The organism is Actinoplanes sp. NPDC051475 (genome assembly GCF_040689425.1).
GTDB lineage: Bacteria > Actinomycetota > Actinomycetes > Mycobacteriales > Micromonosporaceae > Actinoplanes.
In genome coordinates, this window is sequence record NZ_JBFAZZ010000003.1 from 451,744 (window position 1) to 477,049 (window position 25,306).

The window sequence follows — 25,306 nt, forward strand, 5'->3', positions numbered from 1 at the left end:
GCACGTCTGGTTTCAGCGTTCGGCGCGCGAAGGCTGCTCGTCGGTGAGGACGGACAGCACGCCGGTGATGTCCAGGCTGCGGGGGACGCTGCCGCGGGGGTTGGTGGCCCCGGTAGGCGACGCCCTCGACCTACGGGTACGGGCGGATGCGAAAACCTGCGCGATTCCCGGCCACGCGGAACGAACTTGCGGGCCGGTGCGCCGGCCGATCGACTTGCCTGTGACGGTCTGAGTGGAGCATCTCTGCAACCGGTTTCGTGGCCGGTTTGGCGGCGTGTTAACCGGGTAATCGGGCCGAACGCTCGTCCAGAGCCAGGCAGCCCCCGCTGTTGTCAGTATGTTGATGGAGCGACCGTGACGGCTACCGACACATCCCCCGGCAGACAGTGTCGTCGGACCGAGCCGGCGACCACAGCGCTACGCGGTAGCGCGTACTCCGCCTTGTCCCGGCAGATCAAACAGGCCGGCCTCCTCGATCGGCGGCCTGGCTACTACACCGTGCAGATTGCCTTCCTTCTGGCCCTCGTGGCAGCCGGCATTACCGCCCTTGTGGTGCTCGGCGACTCATGGTGGCAGTTGCTCGTGGCCGGGTACTTCGCGGTGCTCTCCACCCAGCTCGGTTTCCTCGGCCATGACGCCGGGCACCGGCAGATCTTCCGGTCAGCGCGCCGCAACTATCTGCTCGGCGTCCTGCTCGCCAATCTGGGCGTCGGGTTCAGCTACGGCTGGTGGGTCGACAAACACAACCGCCACCACGCCCACCCCAACGACGAGGACAAGGATCCGGACATCGGCGCGGGTGCGCTCATCTTCACCGAACGGCAGGCGAAAGCCAGTGGGCCCATTGCGCGGATCTTCTACCGCTACCAGGCATGGACGTTCTTCCCGCTGCTGCTACTGGAAGCGGTCAACCTGCGAGTCGCCAGTGTGCAATACCTGCTCACCCGCCGGGACCGCGCCCGGATCCGCGAAGGGCTGCTGATCACCCTGCACGTCGTGGCATACCTGGCCGCCGTCTTCGTGGTGCTCCCGCCCGGCAAGGCGCTAGCCTTCGTGGTGCTCCACCAGGCCCTCTTCGGGCTGTATCTGGGCTGTTCCTTCGCGCCTAATCACAAGGGCATGCCGCCCCTGAGCACTGCCGATAACGCCGACTATCTGCGTCGGCAGGTGCTCACTGCGCGCAACGTTCGCGGGCATTGGCTCACCGACTTCGCCCTCGGCGGCCTCAACTATCAGATCGAGCACCACCTGTTCCCGTCGATGCCGCGGGGCAATCTGCGCCGGGCCCAGCGACTGGTCAAAGACTTCTGCGCGAGTCAGCACGTGCCCTACCTGGAAACCGGACTGTTTTCCTCGTACGCCCGAGCGCTTCGGCACCTGGACACGATCGGCAAAACGGCCCATGCCATATGAGGTCATGGTCCCTTCCAGGTATCAGTCTGAACCGCTCCACCACCCATCATCAGGGTGCAGTCCGAGCGGTGGCGCCCCTCTGAACGGCAACGACCCATACTGGTCACACCACAAGGACGAGGCAGCAACAGTGCTGTGGCCGGGAGAACCCCGTGCGGTCGAGCAGCAGTTGCACGTTGGGAAGGTGGCCCCGCCGACGGCAGACGGCGGCGCGACCCTGGATCTCGGTGCGGCAATGTGGGTGTGCCGCGCGGATCTGCCGACATATGCTGCGCGAGAAGACCGAGGAGCCCGCGGCAGCGTCACCGCACCTGGCATCCGCGACGGGCTAGCTTTGGGACATGGCAACTACGGTGCTACGCGTCCGGCTCGTCGGCGGCGACCGCATGGACATCACCTATGACAAACCGGACGTCTCCGACGAGGACGAGCTTGTTGAACAGGTGATCTCGACACTGGCACAAGATTCGGGAATGCTGCGCGCCAACCACGGTGATCGGCTCGTGGTGCTGTACGGCCGAGGGGTGGCTGCGATCGAAGTGGCGCCTCGCGGCGCTGTGCTGTGACGGATACATGGGCCGGGCTGCGAGCGACTCTAAAGTCAGCCCCTGCAACCCGCACCTCGGATGGAGCGGCCGTGCGCGCAACCCTGCCAGCGGACACCGCTGGTGACTGACCGGGTGCTCGACCGTCCGCGCTGGCGATGGTCCCGGCGGGCCGATGCCTCGTTCACTGCCGTGGTAGTTCGTCGTTTCCACCAGCCGGTCACCGGCCAGCGACCGCACGAGCGCGTCCCGCCACATGGGAACCGGCCACACCGGTCTCCCTCCGCAGCGGCTGCAACGGCACATCCGCCGTTGGCACGGGCAGCTGCTCGGCCCAGGTCGAACTGTCCAGGCACGGCGTGACTCTGACCCCGTCGACGTTGCGCAACCCGCGGGTACCGATGCGATGGTCGTCTACTGCGCGTTAGTGACTTCCCGTACCGGGTATGCGGCCGCTTGGCCTATCACGCGGAGTATGTGGGAGGGGACGACGCATCGCTGAGACACGAGGACCGACGCCGCCCGTCATCTGCGAACAGCTGCTGCCGGTCGCGCATGCGGCACGACATGCCCGCAACGTGGTGACCGACGCCTGTCTGCGATGGGGTATGCCGCACCTGGTCGCCCCGGCCGCCCTCATCATCAGTGAACTCGTGAGCAACGTCGTCGATCATGCCCACACACTCATGACAATCGAGGTGGTGTGCCGCCCGTCGCACCTCTACCTCGCCGTTCAGGACGGCGCTACCGATCCCCCGGTCCGACGCGATCTCGACGACACCATCCCGCCCGTCCACGGACGCGGCCTGATCCTGGTAGAGACTGCGGCCACGGCCTGGGGATACGACTACCAGGAAGGCGGCAAGACCGTCTGGGCGACTGTGTCCCGGGACCGAGCGACGCCCGGCCCCCTGCCGTAGGCACCTGGGCCGGCGACTCGACCACTCCGCCGCCCCGGGGACCGGAGGCCCACCGGCAGGCGCCTCGGTCCGGCAGTCCACGTAATAGGGGCACACTGAAGTGCATGGCCCTGAGCGATCACTCCGCGTCCGCCCAGCCACCAGTCGACCCGGAGCTGTCCAGGCAACGGCACGGCAGATGCGCGAGGACGCCGAGCGTGCCCGGAGCGCTCAACGTAGAGATCCGTCGCTCGAACGACCGGCTGCGTGAGCAGGGCCGCCCCGGCAGCGAAGCGATCTGGAAGACGACGATTCCGGAGCGCTTTCCAGTACGGACTGACGACATCCATGTGGCAGCCCTTGGTGCCAGGCGCCAGGGGCTCGTCATGTCTCGCGCCGGCCAGCGGGCTGCCTCGCCCCAGGACAACCCTGCCAGCGCCCGGCGGGGTCGCCCTGAGCCCGTACAAAACGATCAGCAGACCCGGGTGTTCGGGCCATCACATCGCCTGGTCGACGCCGATGCGGCTCCGATGGCAGGTGCCGCCAGCCACCACGGTCAGCACGCCGGTCCCCGCTGGCAGCATGTCGTCAAGTTGAATCACAGTTCGTGGGCCGAGGAACTCCAATTCGTGAACGATTCGCCGAACGCGCCTTTCGACGTGACGGGTGACGCCTGAACCTCGAACGGTGAGGACAGTGGCGGCTCACCTTGCGATATCGGTCGACCGTGAATTCGTTTGGGCGGGCCGAACAGGCGTACGGTGGGGATATCCCGGAACCGACGACATCCCGCCTGAGGTGCGCCATACCGGCTCCGGTGCAGGCGACGCCATCTCTGCTCTGCACTCCGTCACAGACTCGGAGGGATCTGCCCCACCCGTGCCGACTCATCGTCGACGGCCGAGCCGTTCGCCTGGGCTGGTACACCTCCCAACCGGCCGGTCTGCTGGCCGTGATCTGCGACTTCGATCGAGACCGCATCCACCTGTTGGTCGTGCCTGCGCGCGCCACTGCGGTCTGCGCCGCGACCGCGATGACCGCCGCCGCTACCGCGGACAACCGGCAGCGCACCGCCCGCGCTGCTCGCTGACATCGACTGCCGGAACTAACCCCGGACCCGCCGGCGCGGTCGGGCGACGTACCAGACAGCAAGGCTGCTCAAGTGCCAGCCGGCGCCGCCCGCCGGGCCGCGCAGATTTGCCTCAGACAGCCGGCCCGGTCGGGCGCCGCACTGAGGACAGACAACGACAGAATTGAGGCACGACATGACATCGATGGCGCAGCAGATCAAGGCATTCCTGTCCGGCCCCCGGGGCCGGCGTGTGGTTACGCGGGGACGGCAGGAAATGGCCAAGCCACAAACCCAACGGAAGCTCCGTGAACTGGCCAACAGGTTCAACCGGAAGCGGTGACGCAGCATCAGAGCAGACGATGAAGCATTATCGGAACGAATTCTGGACGAGTAAGTCCCAACGGCCGCGGTGCTGCGGGCGTAGACGAAGGGTGTTGAAGATCAGTTTGTGACGACCGATCTCGACACCCTTCTGACCGTCCTGTACGTGAAGATCGACGACTGGCTTAGACGGCCGCGCAGGACGAGACGTCCGCCGAAGTTGTCCGACGCGGAAACGCTCACCCTGACGGTGGCTCAGGCCCTGCTCGGGGTGCGCTCGGAGGCCCGCCGGCTGCAGTTCGTTCCCGGGCACGTACCCGAGGCGTCTCCGTATCTGCCTAGGCAGTCCGGCTGCAACCGGCTACGAACGCCTAACCGGCGGGGCATCCATTTGATCGAAGCCATCGCCGACCTGCGGGGGGTCTACCGGCGCCACGCGAAGTCGGAAATCGCGTCCGGGCCGACCTGAGCTTCACCCGTGGGATCCCTTCGCCGTCGCCCGATGATGGGGGTGGCACGGCGTCTGCCTTGGCATCAGGGTGAACGCAACGCCGAACACCGCGGCGAAACGCCTGGGCTGACGCGTTCGTCGGTGCGGTCAGCTTCAGATGTGCGGCAGTTCCGGGGTGACCGGGGCAGTGGCGGAGAGGATGGTGACGTCATCTTCGCGGATGCGGGCGCCGCGTTCCTGGTTCGGAAGCGCGCCAGGGGATATTAGGGTGACGAGGTCGCCGGCTGACGGGTCGACATCGGGTGCGTCGGGTTCAGAGGTAGTCGTGGATTTGCAGTTGTCGGCCCGGGCCGGTCGGGCCTGCACGGTGGTGCGAGTCGGCGGCGAGCTGGACATGGACACCGGTCCTCAGCTGCATGACTTCCTTCAGGAGGTCAGTGACTTGGGTGCCGTACGCGTGGTGCTGGACTTGGCCGACGTGACGTTCATGGACTCCAGCGGTCTCGGCGTGCTGATGGTGTGGTTCAAAGAGCTGGATGGTATCGGCGGCAGGTTGTGTGTCGCCGCGGCACGGCCACCCGTCGAGTACGTGTTGCGGCTCGCGGCGGTGGATCAGGTGCTGGGCGTGTACGGCTCGGTGGACGCCGCCGAGGCTGACATGCCGCCAGCGGCGTCCTGACGTAGCCCGCGGTCGGCGGTGGTCGGCTGAGGTGGCGGCGGCGAGGTGGGACCGGTCACGGCGAGCACGGCGTCGGCCAGGCAACGTGCGACCTCGCGGGGGTGCAGGGCGGCCAGCGACCGCAGCTTCGCGGGCAGGTCCAGGGCGGCTGCACTGCGTTCGCGTATCCCGTCCGTGACGATCACCAGGCGGTCGCCCGGGCGCAGCGGGACTTGACCGGCGTGGCTGGGCGAGCCGGGGAACATTCCGAGCGCGAAGTTACGAGGCAGGTCCAGCTCCTGCGGGTCGCCGTGATGGACCTGCAGCGGCGGCACGTGCCCCGCGTTGATCAGGTCACACACCCCGGAGGTCGGCCTGTCCAAGGACGGCGGTGATGAACGCGCCTCGGGTCGGGGCGTGCTCGGCGACAGCGGCGCTGGCCGGGTCGGCCTGTTCGCTCAGGCTGTGCCCGATGCGGCGGGAGTTGCGCATGCTCGCCACACCGAGGGTGGCGGTCAAGGCGCTGGCCACGCCGTGACCCATGGCGTCGATGATGCTGAAATGCAGGGTGTCCCGGGCGACGCTGTAGTCGAAGGTGTCCCCGCCGATACTCGCCGCCGGCGCCGATGCCGCGCGAACCGAGAATTGGAACTGGTCGACCGTGCGCAGTAGAGACGGGTCCGCGTGGCTGTGGACGCGCGGAGTACAGCGGTGATCAGCGTGACGGACCTAGCAGGCCTTGATCCCAGCCATGGTGGATCCCGAACCGAGCGCAGATACGAACCGAGGGTCACCGCCGTCGCTGCGGACCTGATCGGGACGCCGCTGATCCCGGACGGGGTGCCATTTGCGGTGGCCGTGGGGACCGCCCCGCCCCCATCCGGCACGGAAGGCGCGCGGTTCGATGGCGGCCGCCGTAGCGTAGGCGGCGTGACGGCTATCGGAATGCGGCGCCGGACCGCCGCGGCGTGGCGACGCGCGCGCCGCCGTATCGGTTGGCTGGACCACCTGGCCCGAGCAACGGGGCGTTACGACGAAGCCGACGGGGGCCGGCTCGCCGCCGCGGTCACCTACTACGCGTTCTTCGGCACTTTCGCGCTGGTTCTGCTGGCGTACGCGGTCTTCGGATTCATCCTCGACGACCCAGCAGTGCAGCAGTTGGTGCAGCGCTACCTGGCTGAGAACCTGCCAAGTCTCAACGTGGAGGCGCTGCGCACCACTCGTAGCACCGTGGGGGTCATCGCCTTCCTCGGTCTTCCGGTCACCGGATGGTTCTGGGTGGACGCCATGCGGTCCTCCATCCGCAGGGTGTGGGGACTCGCCGAGTACCCGGGCGCCTTCGTGACACGCGTGCTGATCGATCTGGTGGTGCTGATCGGGCTCGGCGTACTGCTGGTGGCGTCGCTCGCCACGGCGTTCCTCACCGTTGCCGTAGCCAACCGGCTGGTCGCCTCGGCTGATGACACCCACGGCCGGTGGCTGCTGACCGCAGTCGGCCTTGCGGTTGGCGTCGGTGTGAACACCCTGCTGTCAACCGCGGTACTCACTGGTCTGCCACGATTGCGCATGCCGCTGCGCCGAGTGATCGTTCCGGCGCTGGTCGTGGCCGCCGGGCTGGAGCTGCTCAAGACCCTCGGCCGCCTATACGTCCAGGGCGTCGAAGCGAACCCCACATACCAAGCGATCGCCGGTACGGTCGGGCTGCTGGTCTCTCTCAACGTCGTCAACCAGCTCATCCTCTTCGCGGCGGCGCTCACCGCGACCAGCAACACCGGCGAGGTCACCGACCTGGCCGCGCAGGCCCGCTCCCGCAAGCTCACCGGCGAACAGGTCAGCGCCCCGGCGCAAACCACCGCCGTGGACGACACCGGCCGGCTCGAAAACCCGACCAGCGACCACCACGCCGGAACCCACCACAACACGCCGGCAAGCTGAAGGTGCCAACCATCAAGCACCCGCGACGTTAGCCGGGGTGAGGGCATGCCCGGATAGGGCGGGCGAGGCCGCGGCCGGAGCTGTGGTGTGCGGCGTGGCGGTCAGGTCGTAGCCGACATGACCGCCATAGAACAATCGACGAACCCGCATGTCCGCCTGCCGAGCCAGCGACCCAGAAGACGCTCTCTCTAGGTGCGTACCCCGGACAGGATGTTCTCCTGCTGGACCCGGTGGGCGTCCGCCCCAGGAGGAGGCTGCACCGTGCCGTCTCGGGTGATCGGCGCTGCGGTGAGTGCGTGCTGTATGCCGTTCAGCAGCTCTGCCGTGGTGAATGGTTTGACGATGAGCTGGTGGCCGTGGTCGTGGATGCGTTCCATGTGCAGATGTTCTTCGGCATAGCCGGACATGAGCAGCACGGGCAGCTGGGATGGTGCTGGCGTAGCTGGTCGGCGAAGTCGGGGCCGGAGGTCTCCGGCATGACGACGTCGGTCAGCACCAGGTCGCACGGCTGCTGCGCCATCAGCTCCAGGGCGGCGCTCGGCCCGGCGGCCGTCATGGCGGTGTAGCCGTTGCGTTGGAGTATCTGGGCCACCAGTTGCCGTACGCCGTCGTCGTCCTCGACCACGAGGATGCATTCGCCGTGCCCGCGTTCGGGTGTCTGGTGCGCGATGTCGTCGGTGTGCGCGGCTCGCTCGGCGAGTGGGAGTGTGATCCGCATCGTCGTGCCGGCGCCCACCGTCGAGTACACCTTGATGCTGCCGCCGGCCTCCGTGACGACGCCGTACACGGTGGCCATTCCCAGGCCGGTGCCGTGGTCCTTGTCCTTGGTGGTGAAGAACGGTTCGAAGATGCGCTCGGCGACCTCGGGGCTCATGCCGGTGCCGGTGTCGGTGACCTGCAGTTGGGCGTAGCGCCCGGGGGGCAGGGTCGTCGTGGCTTCGGCGAGTTCCTCGGCCAACTCGACCGGTTGCGCCTCGATGGTCAGTTTCCCGCCGTCGGGCATCGCGTCGCGGGCGTTGACGACGAGGTTGAGCAGGATCTGGTCGATGCGGCCTCGGTTGGCCCGGACGACCAGGGCCTCGTCGGCGGGCCGGCTGACCAGTTCGATGTGCTCGCCGAGGGAGCGGGCCAGCAGGTTGCGGGCATCGGTGATGACCTCGTTGAGGTCGATCACGTCGGTCGGGGCCGGCTCGGAGCGTGCGAACAGAAGGAGCTGGCCGGTCAGTTGCCGGGCCTGGTCGGCGGCGGAGCTGATCCGGCTCAGGTCGTCGCGTGCCTGGTCATCGGTGGAGACCCGCTCCGCCACGAACTCGGTGTAGTTGAGAATGATCGCCAGCAGGTTGTTGAAGTCGTGCGCCACCCCGCCTGCGAGGTGTCCCAGGCTCTCCAGGCGTTCGGCCCGCGCCGAGCGTTCCCGCATCGACTGCCGTTGCCGCTCGGCCTCCTTCTCGGCGGTGATATCCCGCTCGATACCGGACACAGCCACCACCTGCCCGCCGTGCCCCTGAACCGGCGAGATGGTCGCCGAGACGTCTATGAACGCGCCGTCCCGCCGTACCCGCTGCGTCTCGATCCGCCATATGCGCCTGCCGGCACGGACTTGCTCCAGGGCGTCCGCCAGTCCAGTCAGCCGCTCCGGAAGGATGATCAGGGAGATGTGACGTCCGATCGCGTCGGCGGCGTCGTAGCCGTACATCTGCTCAGCGGCCGCGTTCCAGGCGGTGATGACGCCGTCCAACGACGACACGATGACGGCGTCGCCGGAGGTCTGCCGCGAGAAACGCTGGAAGCGTTACGAGAAGCCACTTCCCGGCAACCGCCTGCAGATCGACGTGAAGTTCATCGAGCCGATCGGCCTGCCCACGGAAGCTCGAGGCAAGGCGCCCGTGACTGACCAGCTGCCCAAGCAGCGACGCCGCGCGAAGTACTACCAGTTCACCGCGATCGACGACTGCACCCGGCTACGCGTGCTGCGCATCTACCCGCGCTGCGACCAGAAGACCGCCATCCAGTTCCTGGACTACGTCCTGCAACGCCTGCCGTTCCGCGTCGAGGTCATCCATGGCTGCGGGCGGGATGCGCCCAGGTGGAGCCCATCCCGACGTCCGAAGTGGACCAACACCAGGCGGGGACATCCCTCCCGCATACGGTGGGGCATCTCCGCTCGAACAGCGCCAAGGCAGGTTCTGTCTTGCCGGAGGATAGCGACCATGGGGCAGAAGCTGGGCATAATGGCCACGTAGGTAGGCAGCAGTGACTCGCCGGATGGTCGAGGGAAACCGACCCGTCACCTCAATGGGCGGGAGCACGACCATGGCTAGCACGGATATCGGACGCTATACACCATGGCCGCTGTCGGTGACCTGTACCGACCGGGGCGACGGCACGCTACGGATCCGGGTGATCGGTGAACTGGACACCTGCGTCGTGACAGACTTCCACGCCCAAGTGACGGGACTGGTGAAAGCCCCCATCCGGGCGGTCGAACTGGATCTCGACGGGGTGAGGTTCTGCGACGCCGCCGGCCTGCGGGAGCTGCTGACGTTACGCCATCGGGCTGCTCAGCAGCAGATCATGGTGGTGCTGGTAGCGGCTCACCCAGCGGTGCGGTACGTGTTGGGCCTAGTCGGTCAGCAGGCCTGGATCCCCGGTTCCGGCCAGCGGTAGCCGGCAACGGCAATACCGCCATGGTCTGACGAGTTCGTCACGCCGAGGAGGTCGGGAAAGTCCGATCCGGCCGGCGCCGCGATCCAGATGGCGTCGTTCAGGGCGTCGGCGAACAACGCCGCAGCAGGCAGCCTGCACCGCTTTGGCGACCTATCGCACCGCCACGACGACCGCGTCGTCATCCGGTGCGCGTGGGCGCTCTTCCGATCGTGTCCAGGTGCCGCAGCGCCTGGGCGTACGAGGAGATCAGACCGGTCTCGAGATAAGGCACATGCTGACCGGCGCAGAACTCCTTGACCAGTCGCTGGGCCCGGCGCAGATTACCTCGCGGCATCGACGGGAACAGGTGGTGCTCGATCTGGTAGTTGAGGCCACCAAGGGCGAAATCGGTGAGCCAATGCCCGCGCACGTTGCGGGACGTGAGCACTTGCCGGCGCAGGTAGTCGGCATTGTCGGCAGCGCTCAGGCGTGGCATGCCCTTGTGATTGGGAGCGAACGAGCAGCCCAGGTACAAGCCGAACAACGCTTGGTGGATCGCCACGAAGGCCAGTGCCTTGCCGGGCGGGAGCAGCACGAAGACGGCCGCCAGGTAAGTCGTGATGTGCAGGGCGATCAGCAGTACTTCGCGGATCCGGGAACGGTTCCGGTCGGTGAGCAGGTAGCGCAGGCTGGACACCCGCAGGTTGACCGCCTCCAGCAGCAGCAGCGGGAAGAACGTCCATGCCTGGTAGCGGTAGAAGATTCGGGCAACGTGTCCGCTGGCTTGCGCCTGCCGTTCGGTGAAAATGAATGCGCCGGCACCGATGTCCGGGTCTTTGTCCTCGTCGTTCGGGTGCGCGTGGTGACGATTGTGCTTGTCGACCCACCAGCCGTAACTGAAGCCGACACCGAGGTTGGCGAGCACGACGCCGAGCCGGTAGTTGCGGCGCGCGGACCGGAAGATCTGCCGATGCCCGGCGTCATGGCCGAGAAAACCGAGCTGGGTGGAGAGCACCGCGAAATACGCGGCCACCACCAACTGCCACCAGGAATCGCCGATCACGACAAAGGCGGTGACGCCGGCGGCCACGAGGGTCAGGATGAGCGCGATCTGCGACGCGTAATAGCCAGGCCGGCGATCGAGAAGGCCGGCCTGCTTGATCTGCCGGGACAGAGCGGAGTACGCGCTCCCCCGGGATGCCGTCGTCACGGATCCGGTCAGATCACCCTCTGCACCGGCGGGTGTGTCGATAGCCGTCATCATCGCGCTCCCTCGACATGGTGAGGACCAGAAGCCGCCGAGGTCTGGGGCGATCACTGGGCTGGTACCCATCCGCCCCCCGCCGCCAAACAGAAAGAGGGATCGCTGGTGACCGACGTCCTCGTCGAGGCTGCAGGGCAGTGCGCCGGCCCTGATGTGCCGGAATCCGTCTCAGGCGCCGTCGTGGCCGCGGCGTACGGTGGTCCGGCCGCCCCCCTCGACCGCCGGCCCACCGGACGGCTCGTATCGAGGAGGCTTCTGTCCTACAGAAGAGACCCCGATTCATCGATGCCGAACGACATCGATGACACCGGGGTCCGGGGTGTCGCTCCGACGCTACCTGCACGCGTCCCGTCCGGGAAGCCTGCCAATCGCCCGGCTACGGTTTCCCCGGGCCGCCCTCCCTGCCTGCCGCCGAGAGCCGCTCAGCCGAGGGCAGTTTCGGATGCGCGAGGTCCCACTCCGTTTGTTCAACAGCACGTGCGTGATCTCACCCCGTAATCCGGCCGGGTGATCAGCGGGAGATGATCCGCTCTGCCAGGCCGGGTTGAGCCGTGATGGCATGTGCGACATCCGTCAGTTTGCGATTGTGGTTTCGGGCGAAAGTGCGGATTGCGGCGAACGCCTCGTCGACGGGGAGGCCGCACGCCTGGGCGACCGCACCTTTCGCCTGTTCGATGACGATCCGACTGTTGAGCGCGCCTTGCAACTGCTCGGTAAGGATTTCACCTTGGCGGATCGTGCGTTCCTGAAGGAGTCCGATGGCGGCGATGTCGGTGAGGGCTTGAATGATCGGGATGTCGCCCTCGGTGAAATCGCCGCCCTTCGTGTCGCCGAAGACGTTCATCGCACCGATCACCTGCCGACGTACCCGCATGGGGAAGGCGTGCACAGAACGATAGCCGGCTGCGGTCGCGCGCGGCGCAAAACGGGGCCAGCGTCCGGAGGCCTCCGCGAGGTCGACGTTGATGACCGGCTGTCCGCGCGTGAACGCCTCAAGGCAGGGTCCTTCTTCGTTCTGCAGCTGGAACAGTTCGAGCAGCTTGGCGCTCTCATCGGAGGCGGCCATGTACTCGAGGCGCCCACGCGGGTCGGCCATGACCAGTCCGGTGGCCGCGGCGCCGACCAGGTGCGTGGCCCGGTCGGTGAGCATGTGCAGGAACTCGATGAGGTCGAAGTCGTCGACGAGGGTGTCGGCCGCCTCCACGAAGATCGCCGCGAGACGCTCCGCGGAAACGGTGGTCATGGCTGCCTCCCGGCTTTGCCCGCATGTTCACGGTCGGTCATCGGTGGTCCTTGTCTAAGCGCAGACGGCGAGCGACGACGTCACGCGCCACGTCGTCGAGACGGCGGTTCTCCGCGTACGCGTACGCGCGCATTCTTGACAGTGCCTCGCTGATGCTGACACCGAGCTGGACCATAACCATTCCCTGGGCCTGGAACAGCTCCGCACGGCGCCCGACGTCGAGGGCCACGCTGTCGGCGGCCATGCCGTCGACAGCGACGCCGCCTGCGTCACGTTGCCGGTCCAGCAGCGCCTCCACGGTCACGTCGGCGAAGGTCAGCGCCAACGGGAGCTCCATCTCGGTCAGCGGGCCGACCCGTTGCCGGAACACGTCCAGGATGCCCAGGCGGGCGGCGCCGACCTGCAACGGAAACGCGAACACGGCTCGCACACCGTCCTGCAGGGCGGCGGGGGCGTAGCCGGGCCAGCGGTTCGCCGCGCCGCCGCCGAGATCTGCGACCAGGACCGGCCGGCCAGTGGTGAAGGCGTCGATGCAGGGACCTTCGCCCATGATGAATTGCAGTTCCTCGACGCGTTCGCTGATCGGGTCGGACGCGGCGCAGACACCTCGTGTGCCGTCGTCGGTCATCACGCTGATGCCCACGCCCGAAGCCGACAATGCGTGCGTGGCCGTCTGACACACGTGGCGCAGGAAGGCATCGGTCGATATTCCCTGCCTTGTAGTAGCCGCGACCAGCCGGCGAACGGCCTGAGGCCGGTCATCCATGGGAGCCGCCGTGGTCCGGCCTGCGTGCTGGGAAGCGTCCTGATCGCCACCTCGTCGACATACGTCGCAATGCCGCACCTTTCGTACAGGTGCCGCCGAGGGCTGGGGCAGCAGACTCGGTCGAATCCTATCGTGCCGTAGGTACTCGCCGTCGAGGCGGTCGTTCCCTCGGACGGGACTCGATCCGGTGACCAGTCACCACCGGACATAGGGGTAGCGTCATTTCCGCGGGCTGTTGCCGGCCCGTTGCCCCAGGACCAGAACAGATTCAGCGCCCCGATCGCCGTGCCGCGTGCACCACCGGCACGGCATGCGCACGCACCCCGGCACCGCGGGCCTTCGTGCCGATGGTTCCGCGAGCCGGCATCACGCCGGAGGCCGACCGCCTTCGCCTGGTGCCGCTCAGCAGGCCGGCAAAGTAACCCCGCCGTGAAACGGTGGTGCCAGCTCCCGCCAATCGACGCTCGAACCCCGCCACGCGTCGGCGATGATCACGGCGGAACTGGCGCTCGGGCATTCCCGCACCCGGTAGCGCCCTGCCGTCCCGCCGATCTGCACGAGGACGTCCCACTGAAGCCCGTCGCTGGGAATGAAGACGTCGCGACGAGCGCGCGCCGTACTGCTGCCGTTCCACCAGTGCCGTTGAACCATCACCGAGTAGCCGTACAGCCCGGCCGTCTGGGGCGACCTTCGCCTGACCACCCCGTACAGTGAAGATCTTGGATGACTCCGAACCACGACCCGCGGGGAACACTCGGCCGCCCCACGATCACGCGCCGGGTGGACGTCCCCGTCCGCTTCCCTCAACCATCCGCCTCGACGATGAGCACGCCCTGGGCGCGTACTGTTGGTGGTGTCACCGCCCTGGACCCCGGCGCCCCACTCGTCACGCCAGGAGACGGCCATGGAAACTTTCCAGGTAGTAATCTCACCCGACATCGTGGACGTCCTGCGTCATGAGCACGAGCGGATCCGTCAGCTGTGCACCGACATACGAGAGGCAGGACGCGACCGTAAGAGGCGCTCGCTCACTGCCCTGCAACACGCCGTCCACCTGCACCAGCTCGGCGAACTCACCGTCGCGCACCCGGCCACCCGCACCAGCAGCGCGAACGGTGACACCATCGCCCTCACCTGTCAGGCGAACGGTGAACAACTCGAACGATCGCTCACCGAACTCGGCCGCCTCGGCGTAGGACACCCCGACTTCGACGCCAGGTTCGAAGCCTTGTCCAACGCCCTGCTGGACCACGCCGCGCATCAAGAACGAGACGAATTTCCGCTCCTGCGCCGCTACGTGCCCAGACAACGTTTGCACATGATGGCCAGCGCGATGCACGACATCCAAACCATGGCCCTCCATTGAGACACCTCGCCAGCCAGCAATAGGCGTAAAGTCGAGGTGTCGCCGCGGCCCTCCGGCGGTCGGCCGATGCGAGCGCCCCGGGTGTGGAGACGGAGGCCGTCATGCTGGTACTTCTGATCGTTCTTCTCGTGCTCTGGCTTATCCTGGCGATCGTAGGCTTTGCCATCAAGGGCCTGCTATGGCTGGCGATCATCGGGATCGTACTGTTCGTGGGAACCGCTGCGATCGGCATGGTACGGCGTCGAGCACTTCGCCGCTGAGCCGAGCCGCCGGCGTCCTCGTCGTCGAACGAGTCAGGTCGTTCTGACCGGCAGGCTGTCCAGACCGAAGACGATCGAGGCACGGCGGAATCTCACCTCGGCCAGGTCGATCGCCAACCGGAGTTCCGGGAAGCGCCGGACCAAGGCAGGGAATGCCGTGCGCAACTCCATCCGGGCCAGCTCGGCACCGATGCAGCGGTGCACGCCGTAGCCGAATGCCAGGTGCGAGCGGCCGGACCCGCGGGCGGGGTCCAACCGGTCCCGATTGACCTGCCGTAGCCGGCCCACTGATGGCCCGCCCCGACCGCGGAGGACCTGGCCGCCGCGGCGACTCGACGCCATGAGCCGAAATCCGCTCGTGAGTCGGCGGGTTGGCGCTGCTGTCACCGTGCGCTCTGCGGCTGGCGGCCTGGCCGCGGTCTATGGGGTCGGATCTGTTGCAGGGTTTGCGGGTCGGTGACGATGGCGTGGGCGACCTCGGTGAGCCGGCGGTTGTGTCGCCGGGCGTAGCCGCGGATGGCGGTGAACGCGTCGTCGACGCTGATGCCGTGGGCCTGCGCGACTGCGCCTTTTGCTTGTTCGATGATGATGCGGCTGTTCAGGGCTCCTTGCAGCTGTTCGGTGAGTGCCTCGCTGCGGGTGATGGCGCGTTCCTGTAGCAGGCCGATGGTGGCCGCGTCAGCCAGGGCCTGCATGATCGTGACGTCGTCGCTGTCGAAGTCGTTGCCCGGGGTGTCTCCGAAGACGTTCAACGCTCCGATCACCTGCCGGCGTAGCCGCATCGGGAAGGCGTGCACCGATTGGAACCCGGCGGCGGCGGCGCGTGGCGCGAAGCGGGGCCATCGGGCGGCTGCTTCGCCGAGGTTGACATTGACTACGGGCTCGCCGGTGTGGAACGCCTCCAGGCAGGGCCCTTGCTCGTTCTGCAACTGGAACAGCTCCAGCAGGGTGACGTTCTCGTCCGAGCCGGCGATGAACTCCAGCCGGCCGCGCTGGTCGGTGAGCAGCATGCCGGCGGCTGCCGCCTGGGTCAGCTCGGCGACCCGCTCGGTGAGCATGTGCATGTAGTCGATCAGGTCGAACTCGTCGACGAGCGTGTCGGCGATCTCGACGAAGACCTTCGCCAGTCGCTGTGCGGATACGGTAATCATGCCTGCCTCCCGGCCTGGCCGGCGGTCAAGTGTGCGGTCATGGGCGGTCGGGATCGAAATGCAGTCTTCGGGAGACCACGTCGTGTGCGACCTCGTCGAGGCGGCGGCCGTGCGCGTACGCGTAAGCCCTCAGCCGGGCCAGCGCCTCCCCGATGGGTACACCCAGTTGGACCATGACCATCCCCTGGGCTTGGAACAGCTCGGCGCGATGCTCGACTGTTTCGGCGAGGCCGTCACCGAGGCCGTTCAGCGCGGCGTCCTCGTGCTGGTCGAGCAACGCCGTCATGGTCACCTCCGCGAAGGTGAGCGCGGTGGTCAGTTCCTCGTTGGTCAGTGACCCGGTCCGTTTCCGGAACACGTCCAGGACCCCCAGGCGCACGGCGCCCATCTGCAGCGGGAACGAGAACACAGCCCGGACACCGCTGTCATGCACGGCCGGCGTGTACATCGGCCAGCGAGTTGGTGACTCACCGTCGAGGTCCGGTACCAGCACCGGCCGCCGCGAGGCGAACGCGTCCCAGCACGGCCCCTCACCGAGGACGAACTGCAACTCCTCGATGTGCTCGGTCAACGGGTCCGACGCGGCGTAGACCCCGCGTGCCCCTGCCTCGGTCATCACGCTGACCCCGGCGCCCGAGGCCGACAACGTCTGCGTGGCGGCGGCACACACCCGGTGCAGCAACTCTGCATCGCCGGGCGGCGAGAGATGCTCGCCCTCGATCAGCTTGCGGATCCTGGTTACGCGATCATCCATGGCGGCCACCCGACGCTTGGTTCTGCCGACACGGCGACACGCCGCCGAAACGGCAGCACCACCGCGGCGCAGAATGTGACACGGCGATACCTCCACGCCAGGGCCACGAAGGGCCAGGCATTGAAACACCCATCAAAGCCTACTGTCAGGTTCTCACCCTGTACAAACACGACCGGCGGCGGTCCCGGCCCTGCTGAGAATCAGGCTGAGCTAGTCGTCTCGGCGAGGACGGACGGTGGCCCAGACGACCTTGCCGCCACGGACGGGCATGGCGCCCCACGCAGCGGCGCCGAGGTGCACCAGCCGTAACCCACACCCTCGTTCTGATATCCGAAGCTCAGTGGTGCCGGGCGCCGGCTGGCGCAGGCGAGGCAGGTCGGCGACACCGTCGCGCACAGCCAGGTGCAATCCCGTTCCGCGTTGCGACACGCTTGTCCAGATGTCGGTGCCGGCGTGTTCGACGGCGTTGGCCACGAGTTCGGACATGACCAGCCGGGTACGTATCAGCAGCCGCGGCAGGTTCCACGCGTGGCAGGCTCGGGCGACCAGGTCGCGGGCGGCGCGGGCGGAAGCCGTCTGTGCGGGCAGCCGAGCCTGCATCTGTTCCGCCAGCGGCAGCCGGGCCGCGACGACTGCCCGGGCTTCGGGCATGGTCGCGAACAGAGGCAGATGTTGTTGGGCGCCGGCGCGGCGCATCCGGCGGTCCAGGCCCGCCGTGGTGGGTAGGCACAACGCGAGCTGCACGGGCGGTTGCTGCACGATGGCTGCCCGGCGGGCGGCCATCCATAACGGCATACTCGTCCCGTCCGGGTCACCTAGGTCGCGCAGGTCAGCGATGATCGCCGACGGCGGCTCGGCCAGGCAGTTGCGGATTGCGGCGGAGACCTCCATGCCGAGGCGCTGCGACCAGCGGCCGTGCACGCTCAGCTCGACCACCGCGGTGGCGAAGTCCGCGGTGATCTGCACCGGCGCGCCTTGGGGGCCATGGGGGAATAGATACGGAGGGTTGCGGGGTTCAGCGCCTGACAGTTGCGCGGTCACCGGGCGCCGGCCTCGCGGAACGGCAGGGCGCAGGCAACCAGCAATACCCGTTCGCTGCGCAGCGTGTCGTGGCGGGCGTGACCGATGCCCGCTCGCCAGCACTCGAAGCCGCTGTCAGCGAAACGCAGTCTCTCGCTCGTGTGATGTTCGGTGGTAGCCGCAATCCATCCGACGGTGCCGGTGCCGCATCGGCGGCTCGTCCGCCATAGTTCGACGGACGTGCCACGCCCTGTCGGCCACGCTTGGTCTGGGCCGCCAAGGTGGGCGTTGACATCCGACAGCAGGCGCTGGGCGAGTATCCAGTGCAAGGCGTCAACAGTGCCCGGGTCGCCGGTAGGCCGAGGAACAGCGGCGCTGGCAGGCCGAGGGCAGGTCTGCCGCGAGATGTCCGGCATGCAACGAGTGGGATGAGTGTCGACGGTCACGGCTACTCCAAGCACACCTAGGACGATGGTGCGCTACCGGGGGCCGGAGTAGCGGGCGGGTACCAGGATGAGTGCGTACCGCTGGCGTTGATGATAGACCGACAGCTTCTCGGGCGGTGTCACCCATTTCGGGTCAATCTCGAGGCGACGCAGGAAACCATGCACCCGCCGGGCTGGACGGCGAGGTCGGGACCGTCCACCGCGGTGAAACGGCCGAACGCTGGCCAGCCCTTGCACCTCGACGGCCATCGGTACGGTCATCGGGCGGGGATCTCCCCGTCAACGGCGGAGTTCCTCGGCGACGGGTGACGTGTCGAGGGGATGCGACGGTCGAAACGAATGGCGGCGTAGCCGAGCGTGGAGACGGCCGCGACGATCAGCACATCGGCGATGGTGACCGCTTCAGTGCCGAGCAGCCGGCGCAGCGGCGGAGCGTAGATCGCGGCCATTTGCAGCAGCAGCGCGGCGCCGACCGCGGCGAACAGCATCGGGTTGGCCCGGCTACCGGGGCGCGCGCGCGATCCCACTGCCACCGCGAGCTGGGTGACGCCCAAGGTCAGGAACGTCAGGGTCTGCCAGGGCCGGTCGGTGGCGTGCGCCCAAACTCCGACACCGAGGGTGACGGCGGCGATGACCGCGCCGACGCGCAGAATGCGTTGCCACAGTCCGGCGCCGAGCACCGTTTCGGCCGGTGGGCGCGGAGGACGGTGCATGGCGGTCGGGTCCGCGGGTTCGCTGCCCATCGCCAAGCCCGGCAGGCCGTGGGTGACCAGGTTGATCCAGAGGATCTGGGCAGGGAGCAGGGCCAGCGGAAGGCCTGCGAACGGCCCGACGAGCATCACGGCTATCTCGGCGGTGCCACCGGACAGGGCGTACAGCAGGAAGCGGCGGATGTTGGCGTAGACGCGGCGGCCCTCGTCGGCGGCGGCGACGACGGTACCGAGCTCGTCGTCGGCGAGGACCAGGTCGGCAGCTTGGCGGGCCACTTCGGTGCCGCGCTTTCCCATGGCCACGCCGATGTCAGCGCGGTGCAGGGCAGGGCCGTCGTTGACGCCGTCGCCGGTCATCGCGACGACCTCCCCCGCCGCGCGCAGGGCGTCGATGATGGCAACCTTCTGCTGTGGGGTGGCGCGTGCGAAGACCCGTACGCCGCGCGCGGCCGCCGGGGCCGGGTCGTCGGTACGGCAGTCGACTGCCTCGGCGCCGGGCTCGATGATGCCGAGCTCGGCGGCGATCGCGGCTGCGGTGGCCGGGTGGTCGCCGGTGATGAGGACTGGGGTGATGCCGGCATCGCGGCACGCGGCGATGGTGGTGGCTGCGGAAGCGCGCGGCGGGTCGAGGATCGCGACGAGGCCGAGCAGCCGCAGGCCGTGTTCGTAGCCCTCGGCCCCGGCAGGCACGATGTCGCGCTCCGTCTGCGCGACCGCGAGGACCCGGAACCCACCCTCGGCGAACGTGTCCGTGCGGTCGGCGGCTGCACGAAGCGTGTCCGGGTGATCGGTGAGAATCGACGGGTGCAGCACCGCCTCCGGCGCACCCTTACATATGACCTGCACGCGGCCGCCGGGAAGGCGATGGGCGGTGCTCATCCGTTTCCGATCGCTGTCGAACGGTGCCTCACCCGCTCGCGGTGCCGCCTGGTGCAACGCGTCGACGTCGATGCCGAACTTGCCGGCGGCGGTCAGCAACGCCGCCTCGGTGGGATCACCGACGGCCAGCCAGGCGTCGTTGCCGGGGCCGGGCGGGCGCAACGACGCGTCGCTGCACAGCACCGCCGCCCGGAACAGCTCCACCAGGTCGGGCGCCTGATCTGGCGAGATGACATTCCCATCGCGGTGGATCAGCCCGTCGGGGGCGTATCCGAAACCGCTCACCGATGCGTCGCCGTGTGCGGTCCACACCTGCCGGACGACCATGGTGCCCTCGGTCAGGGTGCCGGTCTTGTCGGTGGCCAGGATCGTCACCGAGCCCAGCGTCTCCACCGCGGGCAACCTTCGGATGACCGCATGGCGGGCGGTCATGCGGCGCGCGCCCAAGGCGAGGCTGAGGGTGACCACGGCCGGCAGGGACTCCGGCACGGCGGCCACCACCAGGCTGATGGCGGTGATGATCATCAGCTGCAACGGTTGCCCCCGCACGAGACCGAGGGCCAGAACCACCGCGCACAGCACCAACGCGCCGGCGGCGAGTTGCCGGCCCACGCCGGCCAGGCGCCGCTGCAACGGCGTCAGGGCGGGGCTGCTGACCAGCAGGGCGGCGATGCGGCCCATGGCGCTGGCGCTACCGGTGGCGGTGACGACGGCGTGTCCCCTGCCGCGGACGACCACGGTGCCGGCCGATACGACCGTTGACGCAGGCGCCACCTCATCCGTCCCGGCGGCAGCGGTCTTGTCGACGGGTGCGGATTCGCCGGTCAATGCCGCCTCGTCGACGAGCAGCGCGGCCGACTCCACGACGTGCGCGTCCGCGGGCACGACGTCACCTTCCGCGAGGACCAGGAGGTCGTCCACCACGAGGTCGGCGGCGGGGACTTCACGCTGCCGGCCGTCGCGGATCACCCGGGCGGCCGGGGCGGTCAGGGCCGACAGGGCGGTGATGGCCCGCTCGGCTTTGACCTCCTGCAGCACGCCGACTGTGGTGTTGACGAAGATGACCAGGAGGATGACGGCCGCGTCGGTGAAGTCGGCGGTGGCGAGGGTGAACGCCGCTGCGACGAGCAGGACCATGACCAGCGGGTCACGCAATTGCCTGACGACCCTTCGCCACAGCGGTACGGGCCGCGGCGACGGCAGCACGTTGCCGCCGTCGCGGGCCAGCCGCTTTGCGGCGTCGCGCGATGACAGACCACCCGCGCCAGGCGCGGTGAGGCGCGTGGCGCTGACCTCCGCAGGTGTGCGGGAGGCGCCGGGAACATCGGCTGCGGCCCGCAAGTCCGGCACGGTCATGTCGTTCGCCACCTTGTGCGTCGTGGTGGAAGCTCCGCGCGGGCCCTGATGGCCACCAGCGGCGTTCATTCCCGTTCGATGACCTGGTCGGTGGGGAGCCGCGGTGTGTGTGGGGCGGCGGTGCCGGCTGGATCGGCGGTGCTGAAGCGCAGAACGAGGTGCGGGTGTCCGAGGCCGGAAAGCAGGCGCCGCATGCCTTCACGGGTGACAGCCACTTCGATCGTGGCGCTCAGCGGTAGGACTGACAGGCCGAGCTCGGTGGCGGTGAGCCAGGCGGCGGACAGTGCTTCGCCAGTGCGGAGCCAGTCCATCGCACCGTCTTCAGATCCGTAGAGGATCGCGAACACGGCGGCGTTCTCGTGCGCCTCGGAGACCGGCAGGTCGCCTTGGTGGCCGAAGTCGCGACCTGGCACGGTGGTCTGCGTGGCCTGCTCCGGGATGGCGGCGTCCGGGATGCCGCTGCCCAGCGGCCGGGTGCCGCCGGTCCAGTAGGCGAGTTCGGCCTGCCAGGCGACCTCCTCGGTCTCGGTGCGCTGCGCCTTGTCGGCAGCGCCGGCCAGGTCGTACACCTGGTCCGGACGCAGCAGGTGCAGGCCCGCGCCCGCGGACTCCACAGCCGCCACGATGGAGTGCAGCTTGTCGGCGTCGATCGGAGTGCTCGCGGTGGGCCGGCGGTCGGTGTGCCGCAGACCGATGGTCTGCAGATGCCGTATCGCTGCGGGAGTGACCGGGACCCGGTGGTCAAGGCGCAGCTGCGCGAGGTGGTCGGGGTGCGCGGGGTCCGGCATGCGGGCGAGGATGGTGTGCCAGCCGGCGGCGGCGAGGCTGACCAGCGCGTGGTGCAGGGCGGCGCCGCAGCTGAGGATGGCGAGCCGGGAATCGGGGTCGGTGACCTCGAGTCCACGGCGGTGATCGAGGTAGAGATCGAGCTCGTTGCCGGTGAGACGCCAGCGCCACGGTTGCGTGTTATGGATCGATGGGGCGCGGCCCGCCGTGGTAGCGGCATCGGACAACGCCTTGGCCTCCCCACGGGTGTCGGTGGGCTGGGACGAAACGTCGGTGGCCATGGTGTTGCCTTCCTGAAAGAGCTGAGGACCGGTCAGGGCATGTGCTGCCAGGCCCAGTCGCGGATCTCGGGTAGGTCTTCGCCGGTGCCTCGCACGAACGCGCGGTGTTCGGCGCGCCTGTCGACCATTCGTTGGCGCAGTACGGCGGCCTTACGGCCGAGGCCGGGGACCCGGTCGATGACGTCCATGACGAGGTGGAATCGGTCCATGTCGTTGACGACGAGCATGTCGAACGGCGTGGTCGTGGTGCCCTCCTCCTTGTAGCCGCGCACGTGCAGGTTCGGGTGGTTGGTGCGCCGGTAGGTCAGGCGGTGGATCAGCCACGGGTAGCCGTGGTAGGCCAGGATGACCGGCTTGTCGGTGGTGAAGATGGCGTCGAACTCGGGGTCCGGCAGCCCGTGCGGGTGCTCGGACTCGGGTTGCAGGCGCATCAGGTCGACGACGTTGACCACCCGCACCTTGAGGTCGGGTAGGTGTTGGCGGAGCAGGTCGGTGGCGGCGAGGACTTCGCAGGTCGGTACGTCGCCGGCGGCGGCGAGGACGACGTCGGGGTCGCCGCCGTCGTTGCTCGCCCAGTCCCAGATGCCGAGGCCGCGGGCGCAGTGCAGGGCGGCGTCGTCCATGTCGAGCCAGGTCGGTGCGGGTTGCTTGCCGGCGACGATGACGTTGACGTAGTCGCGGCTGCGTAGGCAGTGGTCGGCGACCGAGAGCAGGGTGTTGGCGTCCGGTGGCAGGTAGACCCGGACGACTTCGGCCTTCTTGTTGACGACGTGGTCGATGAAGCCGGGGTCCTGGTGGGATGTGCCGTTGTGGTCCTGGCGCCAGACGTGGGAGGTGAGCAGGTAGTTCAGCGACGGGACGGGTTTGCGCCAGCCGAGGTGCCGGGTGGTCTTGAGCCATTTGGCGTGCTGGTTGAACATCGAGTCGACGATGTGGACGAACGCCTCGTAGCAGGAGAACAGCCCGTGCCGGCCGGTGAGCAGGTATCCCTCCAGCCAGCCCTGACAGGTGGTCTCGGAGAGGATCTCCATGACGCGGCCGTGCCGGTCCAGGTGCTGGTCCACCTCATCGACGCGGGCTTGCCATGCCTTGCCGGTGGTGTCGAGGACCGCGCCGAGCCGGTTCGACTCGGTCTCGTCGGGGCCGACGATCCGGAAGTTGCGGTGCTCAGCGTTCGCTGCCATGACGTCGCGCAGCCAGCCGCCCAGCACCCGGGTCGCCTCGGCGGTGTCGCCGGCCTTGACCGCGTAGTCGCGGAAGTCGGGCAGTTCCAGGTCGCGGGGATGCCGGCCGCCGTTGGCGTGCGGGTTCGCCGACATGCGCAGGTCACCGCGGGGCAGCCAGTCGACCACCCAGGGCTGCGGGGCGCCGTCGGGGTCGAACAGCTCGTCGGGCCGGTAGGAGGTCATCCAGGCGTGCAGGGCGTCGAGGTGCGCGGGGTCGTCGCGGGCCGCGGTCAGCGGGACTTGGTGGGCGCGCCAGGTTCCCTCGACCGGCAGCCCGTCGACGACCTTGGGGCCTGTCCAGCCCTTGGGGGTACGCAACACGATCATCGGCCAGCGTGGCCGGTCGGTGGCCCCGTCCTCGCGGGCGGCCCGCTGAATCTCGGTGATCTCGTCGAACACGGTGTCGAGGGTGGCGGCCAGGAGCTGGTGGACGGTGGCGGGATCGTCGCCGGCGACGAGGTAGGGCTTGTGGCCGTACCCCTCCAGAAGTGCGCTGAGCTCGGCATCGCCGATGCGCGCGAGCACCGTCGGGTTTGCGATCTTGTAGCCGTTGAGATGCAGGATCGGCAGGACCGCGCCGTCGCCGACCGGGTCGAGGAACTTGTTCGAGTGCCACGACGCGGCCAGCGGGCCGGTCTCGGCCTCACCGTCGCCGATCACGCAGGCGACGACGAGGTCGGGGTTGTCCAGGGCGGCGCCGTAGGCGTGCGACAGCGAGTAACCCAGTTCGCCGCCCTCGTGGATCGACCCGGGCGTCTCCGGCGCGACGTGCGACGGGACGCCGCCGGGGAAGGAGAACTGGGTGAACAACCGTTGCATGCCGGTGGTGTCCTGGGAGATCCGCGGGTAGACCTCGGAGTAGGTGCCTTCCAGCCAGGTGTTCGCGACCAGGCCGGGTCCGCCGTGGCCCGGCCCGGTCACGTAGATGACTTCTCGGCCTCGGGCGGCGATGATCCGCGACAGGTGGGCGTAGAGCAGGTTCAGGCCGGGAGTGGTGCCCCAGTGGCCGAGCAGCCGCGGTTTGACCTGGACCGGTTCCAGCGGCTCGCGCAACAGCGGGTTGCCCATCAGATAGATCTGTCCGACGGACAGATAGTTGGCGGCCCGCCAGTACGCGTCGATGCGGTGCAGCTCGTCGGCGCCCAGCGGCTCCCCCGCCGCCACGGAGAGGATGCCGGTGTCGTTCGGGGGTGCGGTGCGGGTCGCGGTCATCGGGGAACCGCCGCCTTCCTGCTGGTATCGGCATGGTGCGGGTACGGCGCCCCGCCGCGACATAACCCGGTCATGTGTGCGTCTCTCAGGGGGTTGTCGTCGGGAGCGGTGTGCCGTTGACGGCCGGCGCCGTGCCTCTGGCCGAACCGGGCGACGGTGCCGTGGCCGCCGCGCTGTTCTCGCGGGCCAGGAACGTGCCGAGTTCGCCGATGGTGCTCATCAGCGGCGCGGGGAACACGACGGTGCTGTTCTTGTCGACACCGAGTTCGACCAGGGTCTGCAGGTTGCGCAGCTGCAGCGCGAGGGGGTGGGCCATCATGATGTCGGCGGCGGATCCCAGCGCGTCGGCGGCGAGCGCCTCGCCCTCGGCGGCGATGATTTTCGCGCGCTTCTCCCGCTCGGCTTCGGCCTGCCGCGCCATGGCCCGTTTCATGCTCTCGGGCAGCTGGATGTCCTTGAGCTCGACCAGGGTGACGATGACACCCCATTCGGCGGTGGCGACGTCGAGGATCTCCCGGATGTTGACGTTGATCCGGTCGGTTTCGGAGAGTGTCTCGTCGAGGGTGTGCTGGCCGACGACCTTGCGCAGGGTGGTCTGGGCGATCTGGTTGATCGCCGCACCGACGTTCTCGATCGCGACGACCGA

The 25,306-nt window shown here is 68.3% G+C and carries 25 protein-coding genes and 1 pseudogene; 12 read left to right on the top strand and 14 right to left on the bottom strand.

All coding sequences use genetic code 11. The annotated features are described in order from the left end of the window. Nucleotides 1-441 precede the first annotated feature (441 nt). From AB0368_RS09375 to AB0368_RS09400, 6 genes are all read left to right on the top strand, one after another. The gene (locus AB0368_RS09375) at nucleotides 442-1,413 is read left to right on the top strand and encodes an acyl-CoA desaturase (protein WP_366153323.1); all 972 of its coding nucleotides are present in this window, start codon (nucleotides 442-444) and stop codon (nucleotides 1,411-1,413) included. A gap of 341 nt (nucleotides 1,414-1,754) precedes the next feature. Further along, nucleotides 1,755-1,979 carry a hypothetical protein gene (locus AB0368_RS09380; RefSeq protein ID WP_366153324.1) on the top strand — a complete coding sequence of 75 codons (225 nt, stop codon included), beginning with the start codon at nucleotides 1,755-1,757 and terminating at the stop codon, nucleotides 1,977-1,979. 425 nt (nucleotides 1,980-2,404) lie between these two features. Then, the gene (locus AB0368_RS09385; RefSeq protein WP_366153325.1) at nucleotides 2,405-2,878 is read left to right on the top strand and encodes an ATP-binding protein; all 474 of its coding nucleotides are present in this window, start codon (nucleotides 2,405-2,407) and stop codon (nucleotides 2,876-2,878) included. A 197-nt stretch (nucleotides 2,879-3,075) separates the two neighbouring features. Next, nucleotides 3,076-3,534 (top strand): hypothetical protein, encoded by a 459-nt coding sequence (locus AB0368_RS09390; protein WP_366153326.1) that lies wholly within the window; start codon nucleotides 3,076-3,078, stop codon nucleotides 3,532-3,534. A 140-nt stretch (nucleotides 3,535-3,674) separates the two neighbouring features. After that, nucleotides 3,675-3,947, top strand: coding sequence for a DUF5994 family protein (locus AB0368_RS09395; protein ID WP_366153327.1), 273 nt, complete (start codon nucleotides 3,675-3,677; stop codon nucleotides 3,945-3,947). A gap of 430 nt (nucleotides 3,948-4,377) precedes the next feature. Next, nucleotides 4,378-4,719 carry a hypothetical protein gene (locus tag AB0368_RS09400; RefSeq protein WP_366153328.1) on the top strand — a complete coding sequence of 114 codons (342 nt, stop codon included), beginning with the start codon at nucleotides 4,378-4,380 and terminating at the stop codon, nucleotides 4,717-4,719. Nucleotides 4,720-4,854: 135 nt separating this feature from the next. On the opposite strand, the gene AB0368_RS09405 is transcribed toward AB0368_RS09400, so the two are convergent. After that, on the bottom strand, nucleotides 4,855-5,097 hold the full coding sequence (locus tag AB0368_RS09405; protein ID WP_366153357.1) for a hypothetical protein: 243 nt from the start codon (nucleotides 5,095-5,097) through the stop codon (nucleotides 4,855-4,857). Here AB0368_RS09405 and AB0368_RS09410 point away from each other — a divergent pair. Next, on the top strand, nucleotides 5,072-5,380 hold the full coding sequence (locus AB0368_RS09410; protein WP_366153356.1) for an STAS domain-containing protein: 309 nt from the start codon (nucleotides 5,072-5,074) through the stop codon (nucleotides 5,378-5,380). The genes AB0368_RS09405 and AB0368_RS09410 overlap by 26 nt on opposite strands. On the opposite strand, the pseudogene AB0368_RS09415 reads toward AB0368_RS09410, so the two are convergent. Beyond that, nucleotides 5,314-5,902: pseudogene (locus tag AB0368_RS09415) on the bottom strand (PP2C family protein-serine/threonine phosphatase). The gene AB0368_RS09410 and the pseudogene AB0368_RS09415 sit on opposite strands and share 67 nt — an antisense overlap. A gap of 387 nt (nucleotides 5,903-6,289) precedes the next feature. Here AB0368_RS09415 and AB0368_RS09420 point away from each other — a divergent pair. Continuing rightward, nucleotides 6,290-7,294, top strand: coding sequence for a YihY/virulence factor BrkB family protein (locus AB0368_RS09420; RefSeq protein ID WP_366153329.1), 1,005 nt, complete (start codon nucleotides 6,290-6,292; stop codon nucleotides 7,292-7,294). A 310-nt stretch (nucleotides 7,295-7,604) separates the two neighbouring features. Here the strand turns inward: AB0368_RS09420 and AB0368_RS09425 are convergent, their stop codons facing one another. Continuing rightward, nucleotides 7,605-9,032 (bottom strand): ATP-binding protein, encoded by a 1,428-nt coding sequence (locus AB0368_RS09425; RefSeq protein ID WP_366153330.1) that lies wholly within the window; start codon nucleotides 9,030-9,032, stop codon nucleotides 7,605-7,607. On the opposite strand from AB0368_RS09425, the gene AB0368_RS09430 reads away from it, so the two are divergent. Together AB0368_RS09430 and AB0368_RS09435 are read left to right on the top strand one after the other, a co-directional pair. Further along, the gene (locus tag AB0368_RS09430; protein WP_366153331.1) at nucleotides 9,019-9,537 is read left to right on the top strand and encodes a hypothetical protein; all 519 of its coding nucleotides are present in this window, start codon (nucleotides 9,019-9,021) and stop codon (nucleotides 9,535-9,537) included. The genes AB0368_RS09425 and AB0368_RS09430 overlap by 14 nt on opposite strands. 70 nt (nucleotides 9,538-9,607) lie before the next feature. Continuing rightward, nucleotides 9,608-9,961: an STAS domain-containing protein gene (locus AB0368_RS09435; protein WP_366153332.1), complete on the top strand. Its 354-nt coding sequence runs from the start codon at nucleotides 9,608-9,610 to the stop codon at nucleotides 9,959-9,961. A gap of 178 nt (nucleotides 9,962-10,139) precedes the next feature. Here AB0368_RS09435 and AB0368_RS09440 read toward each other — a convergent pair whose 3' ends face one another. The 3 genes from AB0368_RS09440 to AB0368_RS09450 all read right to left on the bottom strand — a co-directional run bounded on the left by AB0368_RS09440 (nucleotide 10,140) and on the right by AB0368_RS09450 (nucleotide 13,213). Further along, nucleotides 10,140-11,201 carry an acyl-CoA desaturase gene (locus tag AB0368_RS09440; protein ID WP_366153333.1) on the bottom strand — a complete coding sequence of 354 codons (1,062 nt, stop codon included), beginning with the start codon at nucleotides 11,199-11,201 and terminating at the stop codon, nucleotides 10,140-10,142. A 514-nt stretch (nucleotides 11,202-11,715) separates the two neighbouring features. After that, complete coding sequence (locus tag AB0368_RS09445) at nucleotides 11,716-12,447, bottom strand: GAF and ANTAR domain-containing protein (RefSeq protein WP_366153334.1); 732 nt, start codon at nucleotides 12,445-12,447, stop codon at nucleotides 11,716-11,718. A 37-nt stretch (nucleotides 12,448-12,484) separates the two neighbouring features. Further along, nucleotides 12,485-13,213, bottom strand: a complete 729-nt coding sequence (locus tag AB0368_RS09450; RefSeq protein WP_366153335.1) for a GAF and ANTAR domain-containing protein — start codon at nucleotides 13,211-13,213, stop codon at nucleotides 12,485-12,487. Nucleotides 13,214-14,117: 904 nt separating this feature from the next. Here AB0368_RS09450 and AB0368_RS09455 point away from each other — a divergent pair. Continuing rightward, entirely contained in the window at nucleotides 14,118-14,579 is a 462-nt protein-coding gene (locus tag AB0368_RS09455; protein WP_366153336.1) for a hypothetical protein, read from the top strand. Nucleotides 14,580-14,680: 101 nt separating this feature from the next. Continuing rightward, nucleotides 14,681-14,839 carry a hypothetical protein gene (locus tag AB0368_RS09460; protein WP_366153337.1) on the top strand — a complete coding sequence of 53 codons (159 nt, stop codon included), beginning with the start codon at nucleotides 14,681-14,683 and terminating at the stop codon, nucleotides 14,837-14,839. 33 nt (nucleotides 14,840-14,872) lie between these two features. On the opposite strand, the gene AB0368_RS09465 is transcribed toward AB0368_RS09460, so the two are convergent. The 8 genes from AB0368_RS09465 to AB0368_RS09500 all read right to left on the bottom strand — a co-directional run. Further along, a complete protein-coding gene (locus AB0368_RS09465) occupies nucleotides 14,873-15,094 on the bottom strand; it encodes a cytochrome P450 (RefSeq protein WP_366153338.1) in 222 nt (73 codons plus the stop codon). 128 nt (nucleotides 15,095-15,222) lie between these two features. Further along, nucleotides 15,223-15,990 (bottom strand): GAF and ANTAR domain-containing protein, encoded by a 768-nt coding sequence (locus AB0368_RS09470; protein WP_366153339.1) that lies wholly within the window; start codon nucleotides 15,988-15,990, stop codon nucleotides 15,223-15,225. 37 nt (nucleotides 15,991-16,027) lie between these two features. Beyond that, nucleotides 16,028-16,744 (bottom strand): GAF and ANTAR domain-containing protein, encoded by a 717-nt coding sequence (locus AB0368_RS09475; RefSeq protein WP_366153340.1) that lies wholly within the window; start codon nucleotides 16,742-16,744, stop codon nucleotides 16,028-16,030. A gap of 210 nt (nucleotides 16,745-16,954) precedes the next feature. Beyond that, nucleotides 16,955-17,710, bottom strand: a complete 756-nt coding sequence (locus AB0368_RS09480; RefSeq protein WP_366153341.1) for an ATP-binding protein — start codon at nucleotides 17,708-17,710, stop codon at nucleotides 16,955-16,957. A gap of 757 nt (nucleotides 17,711-18,467) precedes the next feature. Further along, nucleotides 18,468-21,155, bottom strand: a complete 2,688-nt coding sequence (locus AB0368_RS09485) for a cation-transporting P-type ATPase (RefSeq protein WP_366153342.1) — start codon at nucleotides 21,153-21,155, stop codon at nucleotides 18,468-18,470. 65 nt (nucleotides 21,156-21,220) lie between these two features. Further along, entirely contained in the window at nucleotides 21,221-22,222 is a 1,002-nt protein-coding gene (locus AB0368_RS09490; RefSeq protein ID WP_366153343.1) for a nitroreductase, read from the bottom strand. Nucleotides 22,223-22,254: 32 nt separating this feature from the next. Further along, nucleotides 22,255-24,660, bottom strand: a complete 2,406-nt coding sequence (locus AB0368_RS09495) for a phosphoketolase family protein (protein WP_366153344.1) — start codon at nucleotides 24,658-24,660, stop codon at nucleotides 22,255-22,257. Nucleotides 24,661-24,745: 85 nt separating this feature from the next. After that, the coding region (locus AB0368_RS09500) for an SPFH domain-containing protein (protein ID WP_366153345.1) at nucleotides 24,746-25,306 on the bottom strand (561 nt) is incomplete at its 5' end.